6 protein-coding genes are annotated in these 17546 nt (G+C 47.0%); all 6 read right to left on the bottom strand.

The window, feature by feature from the left end:
* Positions 1 to 9: 9 nt before the first annotated feature.
* The 6 genes from bamA to G9F75_RS17100 all read right to left on the bottom strand — a co-directional run bounded on the left by bamA (position 10) and on the right by G9F75_RS17100 (position 17389).
* Positions 10 to 11958 (bottom strand): bacillomycin D hybrid PKS/NRPS BamA, encoded by an 11949-nt coding sequence (bamA, locus tag G9F75_RS17125; protein ID WP_103526841.1) that lies wholly within the window; start codon positions 11956 to 11958, stop codon positions 10 to 12.
* Between the two features lie 19 nt (positions 11959 to 11977).
* Positions 11978 to 13180: a bacillomycin D biosynthesis malonyl-CoA transacylase BamD gene (gene bamD, locus G9F75_RS17120; RefSeq protein ID WP_014418049.1), complete on the bottom strand. Its 1203-nt coding sequence runs from the start codon at positions 13178 to 13180 to the stop codon at positions 11978 to 11980.
* Between the two features lie 559 nt (positions 13181 to 13739).
* Complete coding sequence (locus G9F75_RS17115; RefSeq protein WP_014418050.1) at positions 13740 to 14525, bottom strand: 3-hydroxybutyrate dehydrogenase; 786 nt, start codon at positions 14523 to 14525, stop codon at positions 13740 to 13742.
* Between the two features lie 12 nt (positions 14526 to 14537).
* Complete coding sequence (locus tag G9F75_RS17110; RefSeq protein WP_014418051.1) at positions 14538 to 15200, bottom strand: CoA transferase subunit B; 663 nt, start codon at positions 15198 to 15200, stop codon at positions 14538 to 14540.
* A gap of 17 nt (positions 15201 to 15217) precedes the next feature.
* Positions 15218 to 15919, bottom strand: a complete 702-nt coding sequence (locus tag G9F75_RS17105) for a CoA transferase subunit A (RefSeq protein ID WP_014418052.1) — start codon at positions 15917 to 15919, stop codon at positions 15218 to 15220.
* Positions 15920 to 15943: 24 nt separating this feature from the next.
* A complete protein-coding gene (locus G9F75_RS17100; RefSeq protein WP_021493389.1) occupies positions 15944 to 17389 on the bottom strand; it encodes a GntP family permease in 1446 nt (481 codons plus the stop codon).
* Positions 17390 to 17546 lie beyond the last annotated feature (157 nt).

Raw genomic sequence — 17546 nt, 5'->3', positions numbered from 1 at the left:
TGCTTTTCCCTAAAAGTTCAATTGAATAGAATCAAGCGCGTTCTCTTCTTCCTCATTGCTGCCGCTCAATCCGATATGTTCGATTAGAATGCTAGGCTGTTCCAAAATCGCCGATAGGATGTGTAAGTAGTCGTTTGATAAAACCTCGATTCTGCTTTTCTTAAACAGTTTTTTCGAATATTCAAACAGTCCGTGATAGTTGTCGCGGTCCGCCTGAATCGACAAGGTCAAATCGAATTTGGCAACCGGATGATGAAATGGATACGGCTTGAGTTGAAGGGAATCGAAAGTCAATTCAGCATGATCAAGATTTTGCAGCACAAACATCGTATCGAATAAAGGATTACGGCTTGAATCTTTTGGAAGATGCAGATGCTGAATTAATTCTTCCAATGGATAGTCTTGATTTTTATAGGCGTTCAGCATGTTTTCTTTTACTTCGTTTAAGTAGGCATCAAATGTTTTACGGCCCGCCGGGTGATTGCGAATGACTAACGTATTGACGAACATTCCCACGACCGGCTCTACATCCAAATGAGTCCGCCCGGCAGATGGCGTTCCTACGATAATATCTTCTTGTCCGCTGTATTTGGATAAAAGAATCGTATAGGCTGCCAATAAAATCATATACAGTGTTGCTCCTGTGTCTTCTTCCATTTGGCTTAAACGCTGTTTCAAGTGTTCGGGTATAAGAAATTCAAATGATTCGCCTTCGTAATCGCGTATGGCAGGCCGCTCATAATCCGCAGGCATATCCAGTACAGGAATATCACCGTGAAACTGATCCAGCCAATACGCTTCCTGGCTCTTGATGTTCCGTTTCTGAATGTCCGATTGCTGCCAAACTGCAAAGTCTTTATATTGAATAGAGAGCGGGTCCGGTTCGTTCCCCTCGTAGATTCGGCTTAAATCTTTCATCAGAATATTGACGGACACGCCGTCAGAAATGATATGATGCATATCAACCACAAGCACGTGCCGCGCAGGTTCAATTTCAATCAGTCCGGCCCGCATCAGCGGCGGTTTGGCTAAGTCAAACGCTTTGATGAAATCAAACACACGGTCTTCCGCTTCTTCTTCGCTTGCTTGAATTCGTTCTATCGTAAAGTCGACGTTCTGATGAATACGCTGTGCCGGCTCGCCTTCATATAAATCAAAGCTGGTCCGCAACGCTTCATGACGCGCGATTAATTTTCGGAAAGCGGCGTTTAACCGTTCGGGATCGATCGTCCCTTCTACATTCATGGCACCCGTCATATTGTAAGTCAGCTCGCCGCCTTCTGTGTGACTTAACAAATACATCCGCCTCTGAGCTGAAGAAACCGGATAATATGGCATTTCCTTTGCAGCCGGAATCGGTACATATCGATTTTTGTCCATGTGTAACGCCTTGTCAGCCAATTGTTCAATGGTAGGAAACTTGAATATGTCTTTGAGAGACAGATTCACATCCAGCTCTTTGTGAATTCTGGCGGCTAAGGCAGCCGCTCGGATGGAGTTGCCTCCGAGATCAAAGAAATTATGTTTGATCCCCGCATGGCTTATTCCGAGCACTTCCTTCCATAAATCTGTCAGTTTGGACTCCGTCTCATTACCCGGCGGAACATATTCAGCTGTCTGCTGCAGACTCGCTTCTGGTGCAGGCAGTGCCTTACGGTTTATTTTCCCGTTGGATGTTAACGGCATATGCTCCAGATGGACAAAATAGGACGGAACCATGTAGTCCGGAAGCTGCGATGACAATTGTTCCCTAAGCTGCGCAGCCGCTATAGGCTTGTCGCTTACGTAATACGCGCATAATTGTTTTAAGCCGTCTTCTTCTTCTTTCACTGTAACCGCGGCTTTTTGCACCGCTTCCGCGTTATGCATTGCTGCTTCAATTTCACCAAGCTCGATTCGGTGTCCCCTGATTTTGACTTGTTCATCAACGCGCCCAATATATACAAGATTTCCGTCCTTCAATCGCTTAGCCAAATCCCCTGATTTGTACATCTTCGCTCCCGGGACATACGGGTTTTCAACAAATTTCTCTGCCGTTAAATCCGGGCGGTTCCAATACCCTCTGGCAACACCCGGTCCGCTGATATATATTTCGCCGATTACCCCGAACGGAACCAGGTTTCTGCTTGCATCGGCCACATAAATATCCGTGTTGGCAGCCGGAGTGCCGATCGGTACAAATTCCCGCTTGTCCCGTTCTGCGTCGAAGTGATAAATCATACATCCGACGACAGCTTCCGTCGGTCCGTATTCATTGAAAATGTCCAGCCGGCCTTTAAACTGCTCGCTGACACTTTTGGCCAGACGGGTGCTTAAATTTTCTCCGCCGACAATCATTTTCCGTATTGCGGTGCCGCCAGCGATATTCATCTCTTTGATGACGTGCAGGTGTGCCGGGGTCAATTTGATCATGTCTATTCTTGAGTCCCGCATAATCTCAGAAAGCACAGCGCTTTTGTCTTCGCCGTCAAAGACAATGATGGTATTTCCCGTAACCAGCGGTGTAAATATCGAGGTCACAGTCAGATCGAAAGAGATGGAAGAGTATAATGGGAAGTTGGTTTTCTCACCTCTTACATAAACCTCTTTCGCCCACCAAATATAATCAGCCAGTCCCTGATGCTCAATGAGTACACCTTTTGGATTTCCCGTGGAACCTGACGTATAGATCATGTAGGCCAAATCATGCGCATCGCTGTCCGGTTCAAGATTCGAGTGATCCCCATGGTATGAGTTTTCCTCATCCAAAAGCACAATGTCACCATCATACGGTAATTGATCCAGCAGGCTGCGCTGTGTCAACACAACCTCCGCCCTTGAATCTCTCAGCATATATTGAATCCGATCTTCCGGATATTCAGGATCAATGGGCACGTATGCGCCGCCGGCTTTCAGAACAGCCAAAATTCCGACAATCAGCTCGATCCGATGCGGGCAGATGATGGCAACGAATTGATCCGCTTGTACGCCTTTTGTCCGTAACGTCCGCGCCAATCGGTTCGCCCGTTCATTGAGCTGTCTGTACGTATACCGCTCATTGCCAAAAATAACGGCTTCATGATCGGGACTCTGTTCCGCCTGCATTTCAAACCACCGATATACCGTTTCCTTATGCGGATACGGCGTCTTTGTGCCATTACACTCCGTCAGCAGTTGATGCCGTTCGGTTTCAGACAGCATAGGAACGGAAGACAATGTCATCTCCGGCTGCTCAGCAAGACTGTTTAAAATGGCGGTATAGTGTCTGGTGATCTGTTCAATGGTGTCTTTTGTGAATCGTCCCGGTTTATAATCAAAATGCATCTCTATCTGTTGACCGGCATCTTCGATCGTAAGCATCAAATCATATAAAGAGACCCCTGGATTTCGTTCTTTCACTTTAAATGTACATTCATTGTGCCGGATTTCATGAAATTCAATGTTTTGAAACACAAACATCGTGTTAAACAGAGACTTTCCGGTTGTTTCCCGCTGCACATTTAATTTCTCCACAAGCCGGTCGAATGGATAGTCTTGGTTTTCGAAAGCGTCAAGCGTCTGCCGCTTTACTTCTTCCAGATAATCCGTAAACGTTCTATTGGCGTGCGGCTTCGTCCGGATTCCAATGGTTTGTATGAAAATACCGATGATCTTTTCGATATCCGGATGATTTCTTCCTGAAGCAGGCGTGCCAACGACAATGTCTTCTTGTCCCGTATATTTATGAAGCAGCACATTATAGGCGGCCAGAAGCACCGTATAGAGAGTGGTTTCCGCCTTTTGTGCCAAGTCTTGAAGCGATCGGATGACATCCGGCTGTAAGGAGCATGTCACACGCTGTCCCTCAGAAGACCGTTCTGCCGCTATTGAACCGTCTGTCGGCAGGTCGAGGATGGGAATTTCGTCTTGAAATTGTTCCAGCCAATATGTCTCCTGCCGCTTCATGGCATCGTCATTCAGCCGTTGGTTTTGCCATTCTGCGAAATCTTTATATTCAAATTCAATGTCCGGTAATGGTTTCTGATGATATAAAGCCAGCAATTCATTTGTAAGGATGTTGACGGAATAACCGTCCGAAATGATATGATGCATATCGATGAGCAGTTCGGCTTGCTCGTTTTCAATCTTGATCAGCTCCGCACGAACTAACGGAGCTTGGTCCAGGCGGAACGGTTTTACAAACCGGTCTGAATAGGCATCAAATTCATCCCGGCTCATTGTCCGGACATGAACGTTAAAATCAACTTCGTTTTCAAGTTTCTGAACGATATCGCCATCTATAATGTCGAAATACGTGCGAAACGCTTCGTGCCGCTGCATCACTTGTTGAAGAGATGAGATCAGGGCTTGCTCATCGTACTTCCCTGTTATTGATATGTGGCCGAACATATTTTGCGCCAGCTGATCCGGTTCCAGTTGGTGCAGGAAATATACTCTTTGCTGTGCCGGCGATGTCGGGTAATACGCTTTTTTCTCGGCAGCCTTCATCGGGAGGTGTACGACTTTCGTTTCGTTCTGAATGAAACGTGCTAATTCCTTAACAGTCTGGTGATTGAAAAATTGTCCGATGGAAACCTTTTGATGAAATGTCTTCTGAACTTTGGAAAGCATAAGCGTCGCCTGGAGTGAGTTTCCCCCCAGAGCCAGGAAGCGGTCTGATCTGCCGACCCGTTCAAGGCCGAAAAGTTCCTCCCAAATCCGCGCCAGCTGCCGCTCCGTTTCATTTACCGGCGCCTCATAGACTTCAGTAAAATTTGCCGTATTGCTTGCTATTGAAGAGACCCGCTTCTGGTGTTCGGCGTAAAGTGCTTGTAAATCTTGCTGTTCTTCATCGGAAAACATCATCATGGCGTCAAGAGGGATTGAATCTCCCTCAACCATTTTTTGCAGCAATTTTGCAAAACCCGCTCCCCACTTTTTCATGATTTCCGGACTGATGACGTTCGTATTAAAATCGAAATCAAGAACATATTCTTGATGCGCGTCAGTTATGTTAAGAAATAAATCGTACAGGGTGCATTTTACCGGGTATGCAACGGGCTCCGCCTCCGCCTTTCCGAAATGCAGCTTTCGAAAAGGCCTGTCTAAATTAAAGATAATACGCATATCCGGCACTTGATCGTGCGGAAGCTCTCTGGCCACCAATGTCATCGGGACGGCTTGGTGCCGCATTGCAAGATTCACGCTTTCTTTCATATTGCCAAGATAACCGGATAAAGTGCTTTCTGAAGAAGACGTGTTCTTCACCGGAATCATATTGACGCAATTTCCAATCAGAGCATGCTGTTTCATATGCGATTGACCTGCTGCGGGGATCCCGATCACAAGGCCTGACTGTTTGGTAAGCCGGTGCAGAAAAAGATGAAATGCGCCCAGCATCGTCACAAATACGCTATTTTTCATCTGAATGCTTAATGACCTTAAAGCCTCGCTCAATGGCCGTCCAAGCCTGACGGTACACCGGTCTCCCTCATACCCGTTCGGATAACGGACAGAAGCTGTGCTTGGCAGAATTGGCTGCTGTATCGGTTCAGAGAAATGACGCCGCCAATAACGGACCCCTTCTTCATAATGGCCGCTGTCAATCTGTGCCTGCTGCCAGTCTAAGTATTGGCGAAACGAAACATCTGCCTCTTTCGGTGAAATCGGTTTTCCTTGTACTATTGCCGTGTAGTTGCTCTCCAGTTCTTGAACAAAAACGGCGATTGACCATCCATCGGCAATGATATGATGGAACGTGAGCACAATCAGATGTTCATTGTGAGCCGATGTAAGCACATGGATTCTAAACAAAGGCTTTTGTTCATGGAAATGAAACGGCCGCTTGGCATCTTCTGTCAGCCATTTTTGGATTTCCGGCTCCCGATGTTCATGCGGGTGACCGGTAAAATCAATGACAGGTATTTCTATATTCATCCGTTCCTGCACTTGCTGTACCTCGTCATCGGGATGAATCACCGTACGTAAAGCTTCATGACGGTCAACGATATGCCGGACGGCTTGTTTTAATGGTGTATACTGCAGTTCGCCCTTCACTTTCAGCATAATGGACTGGTTTAAAGCGGCGGAAGCTTCATTCCCGTAATGGGATGCCATAACCAACTGCTTTTGTTCAGGTGAAAGCTCGCGCGTCCCGGACTTTTTACGGCCTCCGCCATCAGGGGAATCCGGACCTTCCGGAATAAATCCGCCTCGGCGAAGATCCTCCACCGTGTCTTTCACCGCTTGAATAATATTTTCGATATCATCCGCGGTATGCGCGGCAGACAAGAAGCAGTTGCGTCCTTCCCACACATAGACCCCTTTATAGTTTAGGTGGTAAAAGAACAAGTCATTATCAAGCGATGAGACAAACCGGAATAAAGAACCGAATCGAACCATGCGGATAGGCACTTGCGCTTGTTCGAAGCAACGATTCAGCTCATCGACCAGGTAGGCTGTTTGTTGATTAAGCTGCTCATACAGATGTTCTCCCTCGGTTTGCAAATGGCGAAGGACGGCTAATGACATCCTCATGGTAAGCGGGTGAGTATTGAAGGTGCCGGCCACAAACGTGCGTTTCGCCTCGTCTTGCGGGTAGGAATCGTCCCCATACTGCCAGGTACCCCCGTCGATCGCATTCATGAACTCAGCTTTTCCGGCAACTACCCCTAACGGCTGTCCGCCGCCGATGATTTTTCCGTAGGTCACTAAATCTGCCTGAATGCCGAACCATTCCTGTGCGCCGCCAAGACCGATCCGAAATCCGGTAATAATTTCATCCATAATCAGAGCTGTTCCGGATTGCTGCGTGATCGCCCGCAATTCTTTCAAAAATGCCCGCGGCTGCAAATCCGGTCTGCGGCTTTGTACCGGTTCCACCAGTACGGCTGCCAATTCATCACCAAGACTGCGGATCACATCCAGCGAATCGGGATTGTTGTAATGTAAAATAATCAAATCATCCATAAAGCTCTGCAGTATACCCGGAGCCAGCGGATTCGCAGACGCAGCCCCGCCTTTTGTGCCGGCAACCCCTAATACGCCGTCAAACGTGCCGTGATAAGATCCTGAGAACGCCACGACTTTCTTTCTTCCTGTCGCCGCCCGCGCCAAACGCAGGGCAACCATGACAGCCTCTGTTCCGGAATTATAGAAAGCGACCCTTTCCACTCCGGTACATGTGCGGATCCGGTCGGCAACTTCACCGGCGACATCTGACATCGGGCCGAGCGGAGGCAATGATGAACGGGTTGAATCATCGATAACCTGTGTAATAAAGGAAGGATGATGCCCGAAAAGGTTAACCCCGAATCCCATGGTGATATCGATATATTCATTTCCGTCAATATCCCACATTTTAGAACCGTCAGAACGTTCGGCGATAATCGGGTATACGATTTCCTTCCAATACGAACGGAAGCTGGACAAATTGCGGTTGTTTGCATGAGCAAATCGGGTATTGTCCGTATATTGTTTGGAACCTTTCGTTTTATCTGCGTATTTCTTGATGAAATCTTCTAAGTATTGTTTTTGCTGTGCGGTATAGTGTCCCTGATCATTCAGGTTCTGAGGCTGGAAAGGAACATAGGGTTTCGCTTCTTGAGCCGCTTTCTGTTCTGCAGTGACGGTCGGAGGCCCCTGCTTGACAGAAGGAATTGATTTCTCTTGCGCTTTAGCGTATTCTTTCTCACCGGAATGATGTCCGCTGTTTCTCAACAAATTAAAGCTATTTAATTGAGCTTGCAAGGTATCCTGAATTAATTGATTCTGAGAAGCGATGATTTTTTCGAGCATATGTTCTTGATGACCTTCTCTGCGATCTGATTCAGGCTGCGCTTCTGAAATGACCTGTATTTCCTGCGCCGGAACATTCTCTTGAGGCGGAGCGGCTGCAAAGGACGATGGAACGGTATCAGCCAAGTAATCTATGATACTTTGAAGGTTGGTCAACGTATCAAAAAAACGATCCATCGGGATATCTACCCCAAATTCGTCCGCGATGGCTTTTTTGACCTGTGACAGCATGATAGAATCCATTCCGAGCCCGATAAAATGAGCATTCAGATCGAGTTCCTCTCCCCTGATCCCTGAAGCATTGCTGATTACAGTTTTCAGGAAGGATTCAATATGCGCCTTCGATTGATTGATATTCAATGCCGCTTCTCCTCTCTTTTCGCCCTCGTTTAAGCGCAATTGGTCAGCTTCAGCCCAGCATCGGCTCCGTTCAAACGGATACAGGGGCAATGGCGTCTTTTGTACAGTTTCACCGGAATAAAGCGCGCGCCAATCGATAACGGCTCCTTGCACAAATAATTCGGCTGCGCGATTCAGCCATGTGATCCGTTCATCTTGCGTACGTAAACGCTGCTTATTCAGAGCGGCTGCTTGTTGATTCAGCTCTTCTTTATGAGCAGGCAGCATTTCCTTCATATTCTTGTAACCGATGTATACACCGGGAAGGTTTCTGTCTCCCTGAATCAGGCGGGTCAGCTTATCCGATAATTCTTGCTTACCGGATACAATCATGGCAATGCCATGATCCAAATGAGCCCTGCCCGTACTTGCTGTATAGCAAATGGACTTTAATGAAGCTTGGCTGTCATCCGATACATATTGCCGGTACTGCTGTGCGAGTTCATAGAGTGATTTTTCAGTATGAGCGGATAAAACAAATAGGTGCGGCCCATGTTCATCCTCGGGCGCATACTCACTTTGAGAAATATATTCTTCCAGTACCACGTGAGCGTTCGTTCCGCTAAAGCCAAATGAGCTGACTCCGCCTCGCAGCGGCTCATCACCCGATGTGAACTCCGAAACTTCCTGATTCACATAAAATGGTGATGAGTGAAAATGAATGAGCGGATTAGGTTCATTAAAGTGCGCTAACGGCGGATTTTTCTTGTGATTCAGCATGAGGACAGATTTGATCAGCCCGACGATGCCTGCCGCTTCAAACAAATGACCGATGTTCGATTTAACAGAACCAATCGCACAAAATTGTTTTTTTGCCGTATACTTTTCAAACGCTTTACAAAGCCCGTTAAATTCAACCGGATCGCCGAGCTTCGTTCCGGTGCCATGCGCTTCGATGAAAGATAGTGTTTCAGGAGCAATGCCCGCGTCTTTCCAAGCCGTCTCAATGACCTCAGTCTGAGCTGCCGGATTCGGTGCTGTAATCCCGGCGGTTGTTCCGTCTTGATTCATCGCGCTTCCCTTGATTACGCCGTAAATATGGTCTCCGTCGCGAACAGCATCCTGCAAAGGTTTTAGCAGGACTGCGGCCGCGCCTTCACCTGTGCCCGTGCCGTCTGAATCTTTGCTGAACGTTTTCGTGTACCCGTCCGAAGATTCCATATCAAGTCCGATACAGATCGGCAAGAGCGATGTCCGGATACCGCCGGCAAGAGCCATTTCACAATCGCCGGACATTAAAGATTTACATGCCATATGAACGGCGGCAAGCGATGAGGAGCATGCCGTATCCACTGTGACCGCCGGCCCTTTTAAATTTAAGAAATAAGCGATTCGGCTGGCTAGCACGGAAGGGAGATTGCCCACGATATATTGATGAAGTTCCTCCGGGTAATTCGCAGAAAGGAGACGTTCATAATCGTAGCCCACCTTTGAGTACCCTGCATATACCCCGACACGGCTCCCGTTCATGCTGCCGCCGGCATAGCCCGCATCTTCAATCGCATGCCATGCAGACTGCAAAAACAGTCTTTGGTTAGGGTCCATAAACTGAGCCGCTTTAGGAGCTAAACCGAAGAACGAATAGTCAAAGCGGTCGATTTCATCTAAATAGCCGCCCTTCACAAACTGATTCTCATTGAACTCGCTTTGGATGGACTTTAAATAATCCGCCGCATCTTTCAGCCGGGATTCGGGGTATTCTCGAATGCTGTGCTCACCTTTTTCAAGCAGATTCCAAAAATCACTTTTCGTTGACGCTCCCGGGACATTGAGCGACATCCCGATAATGGCGATATCTTTCGGTGTCACATGGCTTGGTTTCGCTGCCGCCTCCTGCTTGATTTCAGCACGGCTTTCAGACAGATATACCGCTAAATCAGTGATAGAAGGATACGTAAAGAGATCTGAAACGGAAAGCTCGCGTCCGAATTTCTGTTCTATGCGCTCGGCAATCTGCGATAACTGTAATGAATTTGCTCCCATATCAAAATAACTGTCAGCGAGGTGAACCTTTTTTCCATCGAGCACTTCGGAAAAGATAGACAGCAATTCCGTTTCTATCTCATGAATGGGTGTCTGTCCGGATGTTTCCGTGCTGCTCTCCAAACATTCATTGATGGCGGCGGACTCTGTTGAAAAATTCCCTGCCTCATACTGTCTGGCAAGTTCGTAGCGTTTAACCTTTCCGCTGGTTGTTTTAGGGAGTTTTCGGATCGGAAGGACTTCTTTTATGCTCCAGCCGCCCCGCTTGTACAAATGTTTTTTTATCTCTTTGACAAGCGGTGCAAATTTTTCAGGTGATTTTTTGTAAACAACAAAGAGCACGATTTCTCCGCTTTGTGTCTTTTGATCATATACACCGCAGGCGGCAACCCTTCCTAAGTCAACCTCTTCCATTTCAATCGCGACCCGTTCAATATCGTGCGGGTAGATATTTTTTCCGTTCACGAAAATAATGTCCTTTTCTCTTCCGGTTACGACTAAGTTACCACTTTCACTAATGAATCCGAGGTCTCCCGTTTTTACCCAGCCGTCAGAAGTCAGCGCTTTTTCCGTACTCTCGGGGTTGTTGTAATACCCTTGCGTCACATTGTCTCCTTTGATCTGGATATGGCCGATGATTCCGTCTTCTACTCTTTCATTTGTTTCATCGGAGATCCGAAGCTGACAATAGTCAATAGGTTGTCCCACCTCGACGAATGAAGCGCAATGTTGGTCCTCTTTGCTGACTTTTACAGCTCTTTCACCAAGATTTAAATAGTCACGATGCAAATAAACGGGAACGAATTCTTTACCTATTTTAGAGAACGCTGCGCCAACCGAAGCTTCCGCTAAACCGTAAACATTCAAAATGGCGGATCTTTTCAGATTGAATGCTGCGCATCTTTTCAAAAATTCGTCACACAGCTCCGGCAATATCGGTTCTGCACCGTTTGCGATGACCTTGATGTGGGATAAATCCCAGTCTGGTTCGTTTTTCAGAAATTTAAGGAAGTAGTTGTACCCGAAATTAGGAGATGATAGAATACTGGCTTTATGTTCATGAGCTTTTTTCATCCAAAGAATAGGTCTGCGAATAAATAACTCTGTAGGCATTAGATTTTGATTGATTCCGGTTATGAAGGGAACAAGGTGGCAGGCGATGAGCCCCATATCATGCGTTAAAGGCATCCATGATAAGAAAGAGTCTTTCGAATGAACGTGTAGGGCATTCCCAATGGCGCACGTGTTATGTATTAAGTTGTGATGCGTTAACATGACTCCTTTTGGATCTCCTGTCGATCCGGAAGAAAATTGGATAAAGGCGAGTTCATCCGCATCAGGTTCATAAAACGAAGCGGGGTAATCGTAGGTTTGATCTTGAATGACGTCAGATTTTTCGTTTAATTGATGATGGAAATCCTGTAAATCGTGTTCTGCAGCGTATTTCTTTATTTTGTCCAATACTTTTTCAGAGGCAATCAGAAACGGATGATTTAATATATTCCAAATGCGCCAGACCTTCAGCTTATGGTCATCATCTTCTCCGATACTGACCGGCACCGGGATCATTCCTCCTAATATACAGGCCCAAAAAGCAACGACAAATGATTTGTTTTCTTGGATTTGAAATACAATTTCCTGCTTCGGCTTAATGCCGAGATGCTGTAAATAGCCAAGATACCCTTGCGCCTCTTCAAACAATTGGCGATAAGAGACAACCGTCTCGTTTTTATCGGATTCGATAAAACGGATCCCGCGATCAGAGATATTGCTTCTTTCCCGAATGACATCTACTAAGGTTTGGAATTGACTGGTATACATAGGTCCCCTCCTGGGCGCTTTATTTTAAAATCCGCAATTCTTCCCAAGCCGGAAGCTGTTTAGCTTCACAAATTAATTTGCATAAATGGATCGAATGTTCGAGTTCTTGTTCTGAAAGCACGTCTTCATGCCTTTTCATTCTCTCTTTCAGCTCTTGGATTTGCGTAAATAATGGCGTCGTCATATTGGAATAAGCCGCTGAATCCTTGTTGTAATTTCGCGCAATGACGGATTGAATCATCAATTTATTCAGTTGTTTTTTGCGTAAATGGACAATATGTTTCTTTCTTTCCGCTGAATTGGAAAGCGGGGGAACATCAGATGTCTGTCCTAAGGGATAAGGTACAATGTGATTCGTTGTTTTTCTCAGCAGCCCGGCTAAGACATTGTTCGGACCCATTTCGATGACTTCCGTCACTCCGTGTAAAAGCAAATAATGCATCGATTCTGTCCATCTTACCGGCATCATCATGTGCTGCTTGAGGTGTTCGCTGATCGAATTTCCGCTGCTGTAAGGGCGCGCGGTGACATTTGAAATGATCGGCCATGCGGCATCCCGGAAGGAATACCGGTGTAATACAGTCTGGAATTGTTCGGAGGCGGATCGTATCATCGAACTGTGAAAAGGCGCACTGACATTCAAATAAGTGTATGCCGCACCCTTTTCCTCCGCCATCTTGATGACACGTTCCACAGCTTGCCGGTGTCCGGAAATCACATGCTGCTGTTCTGAATTCATGCAGGCTACTCCTGCCGGAAAGTCTTCCGTCGACACTTTCGAACATATTTCCTGCAACGTTTGAAGAGAGAGGTGAGTCACGGCGGCCATCGCCCCCTGCTGCTTGGGATCCGCATTTTGCATAAGAATTCCCCGCTCCCTTACAAGTGTAACGGCATCCTGAAAAGAAAGGGCGCCGGCACAGACAAGCGCTGAATATTCGCCTAAGCTATGGCCTGCCAGGAAGCGGGGCTTCACCCCTATTTCCTGCATATACACTTGAAAAGCAATAACACTGACCGTTAAAATAGCGGGCTGCGCGTTCATTGTCTTTGTCAATTCATTCATATCTCCGTTAAAACACAGTTTTTTTACATCCAAGGAGATCGCATCGCTCGCTTCTTCAAACAATCTCTTTGCGAGCACAAAATCATTCCAAAATTGTTTGCCCATTCCTACAAATTGAGACCCTTGTCCAGGAAATAAAAAGGCAAGATTGTTCATGAGATTCCTCCGATCATATTGAACAGGGAATACAATATCCTACAAAATATCCCTTTATCTAACATCCTAGCATGATTATAACAAATGTGTATAGAATACTTTCGGAGGAGTTATTGTTCGATTTTACAAACGAATTAGATATATTTATTCATAAAATAAAACATGGAGGTTTCACCGAAAATCAGTCTTAAAGAGAGATGATGAAAGCCGGCGTGGAGCCTGTTACCGGCTCTTCTTCACTTAGAACGCGCTCTTTATGTTTCATATGTTTTAGGGCTATCGGCATAATTGTGTCAGAAATTACATATTTTCTGTTTATTGTAAAAATTCATTTGTATATCTGTGAAGGATTGTAAACTGATTGCGCTTGATTATAAATGTGGCGCAAGAGATGGATCTGGATGGGGAAAATCTGCAAGGGCGAAATACGCCGGAGAACATGTGAATGACCCAGCCCGGATACCGATTGACGCAGTAAATCGGCCTATTGAGTGAACAAGGTTTTCAGGCATAAAAAAACAGCCGTTCAGAGCGGCTGTTTTTTTAAAAAGTATAAGAACTATTGAGCGGTATACCCGCCGTCCATGACTACGGCCTGACCTGTGACCCCTTTTGCTTTGTCGCTGGCCAAAAATACGGCGTAATCAGCGATTTCCTTCACTGACAGCAGCCGTTTTTGGGGAACGAGCGGAAAGATCACGTCCTCAAGCACCCGTTCGTACGGTACATTCCTTGTTGCGGAAATGTCCTTTAACTGATTGCGGACAAGCTGAGTGTCCACATATCCCGGACAAAGCGCATTGACGGTAATGCCGTCAGCCGCGCCTTCAAGTGCGCCGACTTTCGTTAAACCGATGACGCCGTGCTTGGCGCTGTTATATGCCGCTTTCCCGTGAAAACCGATCAGTCCGTTGACAGACGCCATATTAATGATTCGACCGAATTGCTGTTTTTTCATAATGGGGAATGCATGCTTCATTGCGATAAATGGCGCAGTCAGCATGAGACGAATGAGCCGTTCAAACTGTTCGGTGGGAAATTCCTCGATGGGCGCGACATGCTGAATGCCCGCATTATTCACAAGGATATCGAGACGTCCGAATTGTTTCTCGACCGTCTGCAGCATGTCGGCCACTTGTTTTTCATTTGTTACATCGCATGTGATGCTGACTGCTTCACAGCCTTCATCTTTCAGTCTTGCCGCCGCTTCTTTCCCCGCTTGTTCGTTTACATCAGAGATGATGACGGCTGCTCCTTCACGGGCGAATTCTTTTGCGATTTCAAGCCCGATTCCTCCGGCTGCTCCTGTTACAACGGCTGTTTTTTCAATAAGCAATGAATGCATGACGGCACCTCCTCATTTTGGTCTGACCCCGTTTTTTAACGACTGGCTGACAGTAAAATGACCTTCTGTTTTCTCAAAGACCTCCTCCATTGTTACACCTTCCTGCAGTTCGGTGAGCGTCATACGGCCATCAAGAAAATCGAATACAGCCAAATCTGTGATCAGCCGATCGACCACCTGCCTGCCGGTTAAAGGAAGCGTACATTCTGTTCTCACTTTAGATTCCCCATATTTATTAACGTGCTCCATGATGACAATAATCCGTTTTGCTCCGTGGACCAAGTCCATGGCGCCGCCCATTCCTTTGATCATTTTGCCGGGGATCATCCAGTTCGCCAAATCTCCCCGTTCGGAAACTTCCATCCCGCCGAGGATCGCTACATCAATGTGGCCGCCGCGAATCATGGCAAAGGATTCGGCACTGTCAAAATACGAGGCTCCCTTTACCTCAGTAATGGTTTCTTTTCCCGCATTGATCAGATCGGGGTCCTCCGTTCCTTCCGCCGGATAAGGCCCGATCCCGAGCAAGCCGTTTTCAGACTGAAGCAGGACGTTATAATCATTCGGTATCTCATTGGCTACAAGCGTCGGCATCCCTATCCCCAAGTTCACATTCATTCCGTCCTTTATTTCCTTTACAGCCCGTTTGATCATTCGTTTTCTGCTATCTCTCATTCTGTCAGCCTCCTTTATCATGCTTGCCGGACGGTGCGGCGTTCAATCCGTTTTTCATGAATCCCGCCGGGCAGCACGTGCTGCACAAAAATACCCGGCGTATGAATTTGATCCGGATCAAGCTCTCCGGCATCGACGATTTCTTCAGCCTCTGCAATCGTCACTTTGCCTGCCATTGCAGCGAGCGGATTGAAATTTCTCGCCGTCTTTCTGAACATCAGGTTGCCCAGAGGATCGGCTTTCCAGGCCTTTACGATGGCGGCGTTCCCTGTAATCCCTTTCTCCAGAAGATAGGTGCGTCCGTCAAATGTCTTATGTTCTTTTCCCTCGGCTACTGATGTTCCGACGCCTGCAGGTGTATAAAACGCCGGAATGCCCGCCCCTCCCGCGCGAATTCTTTCTGCGAGCGTTCCTTGGGGCACCAATTCGACTTCCAGCTCTCCGCTTAAAAACTGCCGTTCAAAGGTTTTGTTTTCTCCCACATAGGATGCGACCATTTTTTTGATCTGCCGGTTTGCAAGCAAGAGGCCTAACCCCCAATCATCAACACCGCAGTTATTACTGACAACGGTCAAGTTTTTTACGCCGCTGTCCCTGATCGCGAGAATTAATTGTTCCGGAATGCCGCACAGGCCGAAGCCTCCTGCGATGAGGGTGTCTCCGTCCTTGATCAGTGCAGCAGCATCTTGATAAGAGTCCATCACTTTTCCTTTTCCCATATTCGTTTCCCCTTTCTGTTTTGGCTACACAAGGCCCGTCAGACTGTAAATGGCGATGATGACAAACACAGCGGCTGTTTTAATGACGGTAATGGCAAAGATATCCCTGTAAGATTGGCGGTGGGTCAACCCGGTGACCGCGAGCAGCGTAATGACGGCGCCATTATGCGGAAGAGTGTCCATCCCGCCGGAGGCCATCGAAATTACCCGGTGCATGACCTCCGGCGGGATGTGGAATGTATTGATTGCTTCTGTATACGCTGCTGACATCGTGCTTAAAGCGATGCCCATTCCTCCTGATGCCGATCCTGTAATCCCGGCAAGCGCAGTGGTCGTCACCGCTCCGTTGACGAGCGGATCAGTAAACGTCTGCGATATGCCGCTGCTGACCATTTTAAAGCCGGGAAGCGCCGCAATGATGCCGCCAAATCCGTATTCGGCTCCTGTATTCATCGACGCCAGCAAGGCGCCCCCGATGCCCTCATTCAGTCCTTCTTTCAAATTGAAGAGGACTTTTTTCCAATCGAACAAAATCGTTGTCATGATTCCGATGAACAGTGCGAGTTCTACTGACCAGATCGCAGTGACAGAGGAAAGGTCAATCTTCCCGAACGCTTCTAAACCGAGCGGCGCAAAATCAAATCCGTCAGGGTACCAATGCGGGAGCCACATCGTGAAGCATTTGTTCATGACTCCCACAAGGATAAGCGGAACAAAGGCGAGCACTTGCCGCGCGGGGCTGGATTCTGCCTCCCGAGGTAAAACAGGCGTATGTTTTTCATTAGCCAGACCTGAGGATTCCTCTGCAGCGGAAACTTCAGATTGAAATCCAGCATAGCCTTCTCCGGCATTGGCCGCTTTTTTGCGCCGGGATTCTAAATAAATCATTCCGGCCGTAAGCACAAATGCTGCACCAATCAGTCCGAGCCAGGGAGCGGCATAAATGTTTGTTTTAAAAAATGCTGTCGGAATGACATTTTGAATTTGCGGTGTGCCGGGAAGCGCATCCATTGTAAATGTAAAGGCGCCCAATGCAATCGTACCGGGTATCAGACGCTTGGGAATATCAGCTTTCATAAATAGGTTTTTAGCAAACGGATAAATGGCAAACACCGCTACGAAGAGACTGACGCCGCTGTACGTTAAAATCGCACCCATTAAGACGATGGCGAGAATGGCTCTTTTTGCTCCCACAAGCTTGACGATTGTTTTTGCAATCGACTCGGCGAGGCCGGATATTTCAACAACCTTGCCAAAAACGGCCCCTAAAAGAAATACGGGAAAATACAGCTTAATAAATCCTACCATCTTCTCCATAAATATATTCGAGAAGAAAGGAAGTACGAAGCTTGGATCTGTCAGGAGCACAGCAAACAGCGCGCAAATCGGGGCGAATAAAATGACTGAAAAGCCCCGGTAAGCCGCAAACATCAGCATGCCTAATGCCAATAAAATAATAACAATGTCCACAAATCCCCCTCTTTTCTGCTCATATTAGTAAGCGCTTACAAAAAATCGAGAAAATAAAGCAATAAACATGCCGGTTTTGCACAGTTTCTGAGGCTGAAAAAATGTGCATCATGGTGAATTCTCCGTTAGGGCAAAAGAAAAGGAGACCCTTGCTGCA

It is taken from the genome of Bacillus sp. EKM208B (assembly GCF_011800725.1).
GTDB classification, from domain to species: Bacteria; Bacillota; Bacilli; order Bacillales; family Bacillaceae; genus Bacillus; species Bacillus velezensis.
This window is presented reverse-complemented; position numbering and strand designations above follow the sequence as displayed.

What these genes read in the sequence shown, in the direction of transcription:
- G9F75_RS17110 (WP_014418051.1), bottom strand. Translation starts at nt 15,200, where the DNA reads ATGAGAGATAGCAGAAAACGAATGATCAAACGGGCTGTAAAGGAAATA.
- bamD (WP_014418049.1), bottom strand. Translation starts at nt 13,180, where the DNA reads ATGAACAATCTTGCCTTTTTATTTCCTGGACAAGGGTCTCAATTTGTA.
- G9F75_RS17115 (WP_014418050.1), bottom strand. Translation starts at nt 14,525, where the DNA reads ATGCATTCATTGCTTATTGAAAAAACAGCCGTTGTAACAGGAGCAGCC.
- bamA (WP_103526841.1), bottom strand. Translation starts at nt 11,958, where the DNA reads ATGTATACCAGTCAATTCCAAACCTTAGTAGATGTCATTCGGGAAAGA.
- G9F75_RS17105 (WP_014418052.1), bottom strand. Translation starts at nt 15,919, where the DNA reads ATGGGAAAAGGAAAAGTGATGGACTCTTATCAAGATGCTGCTGCACTG.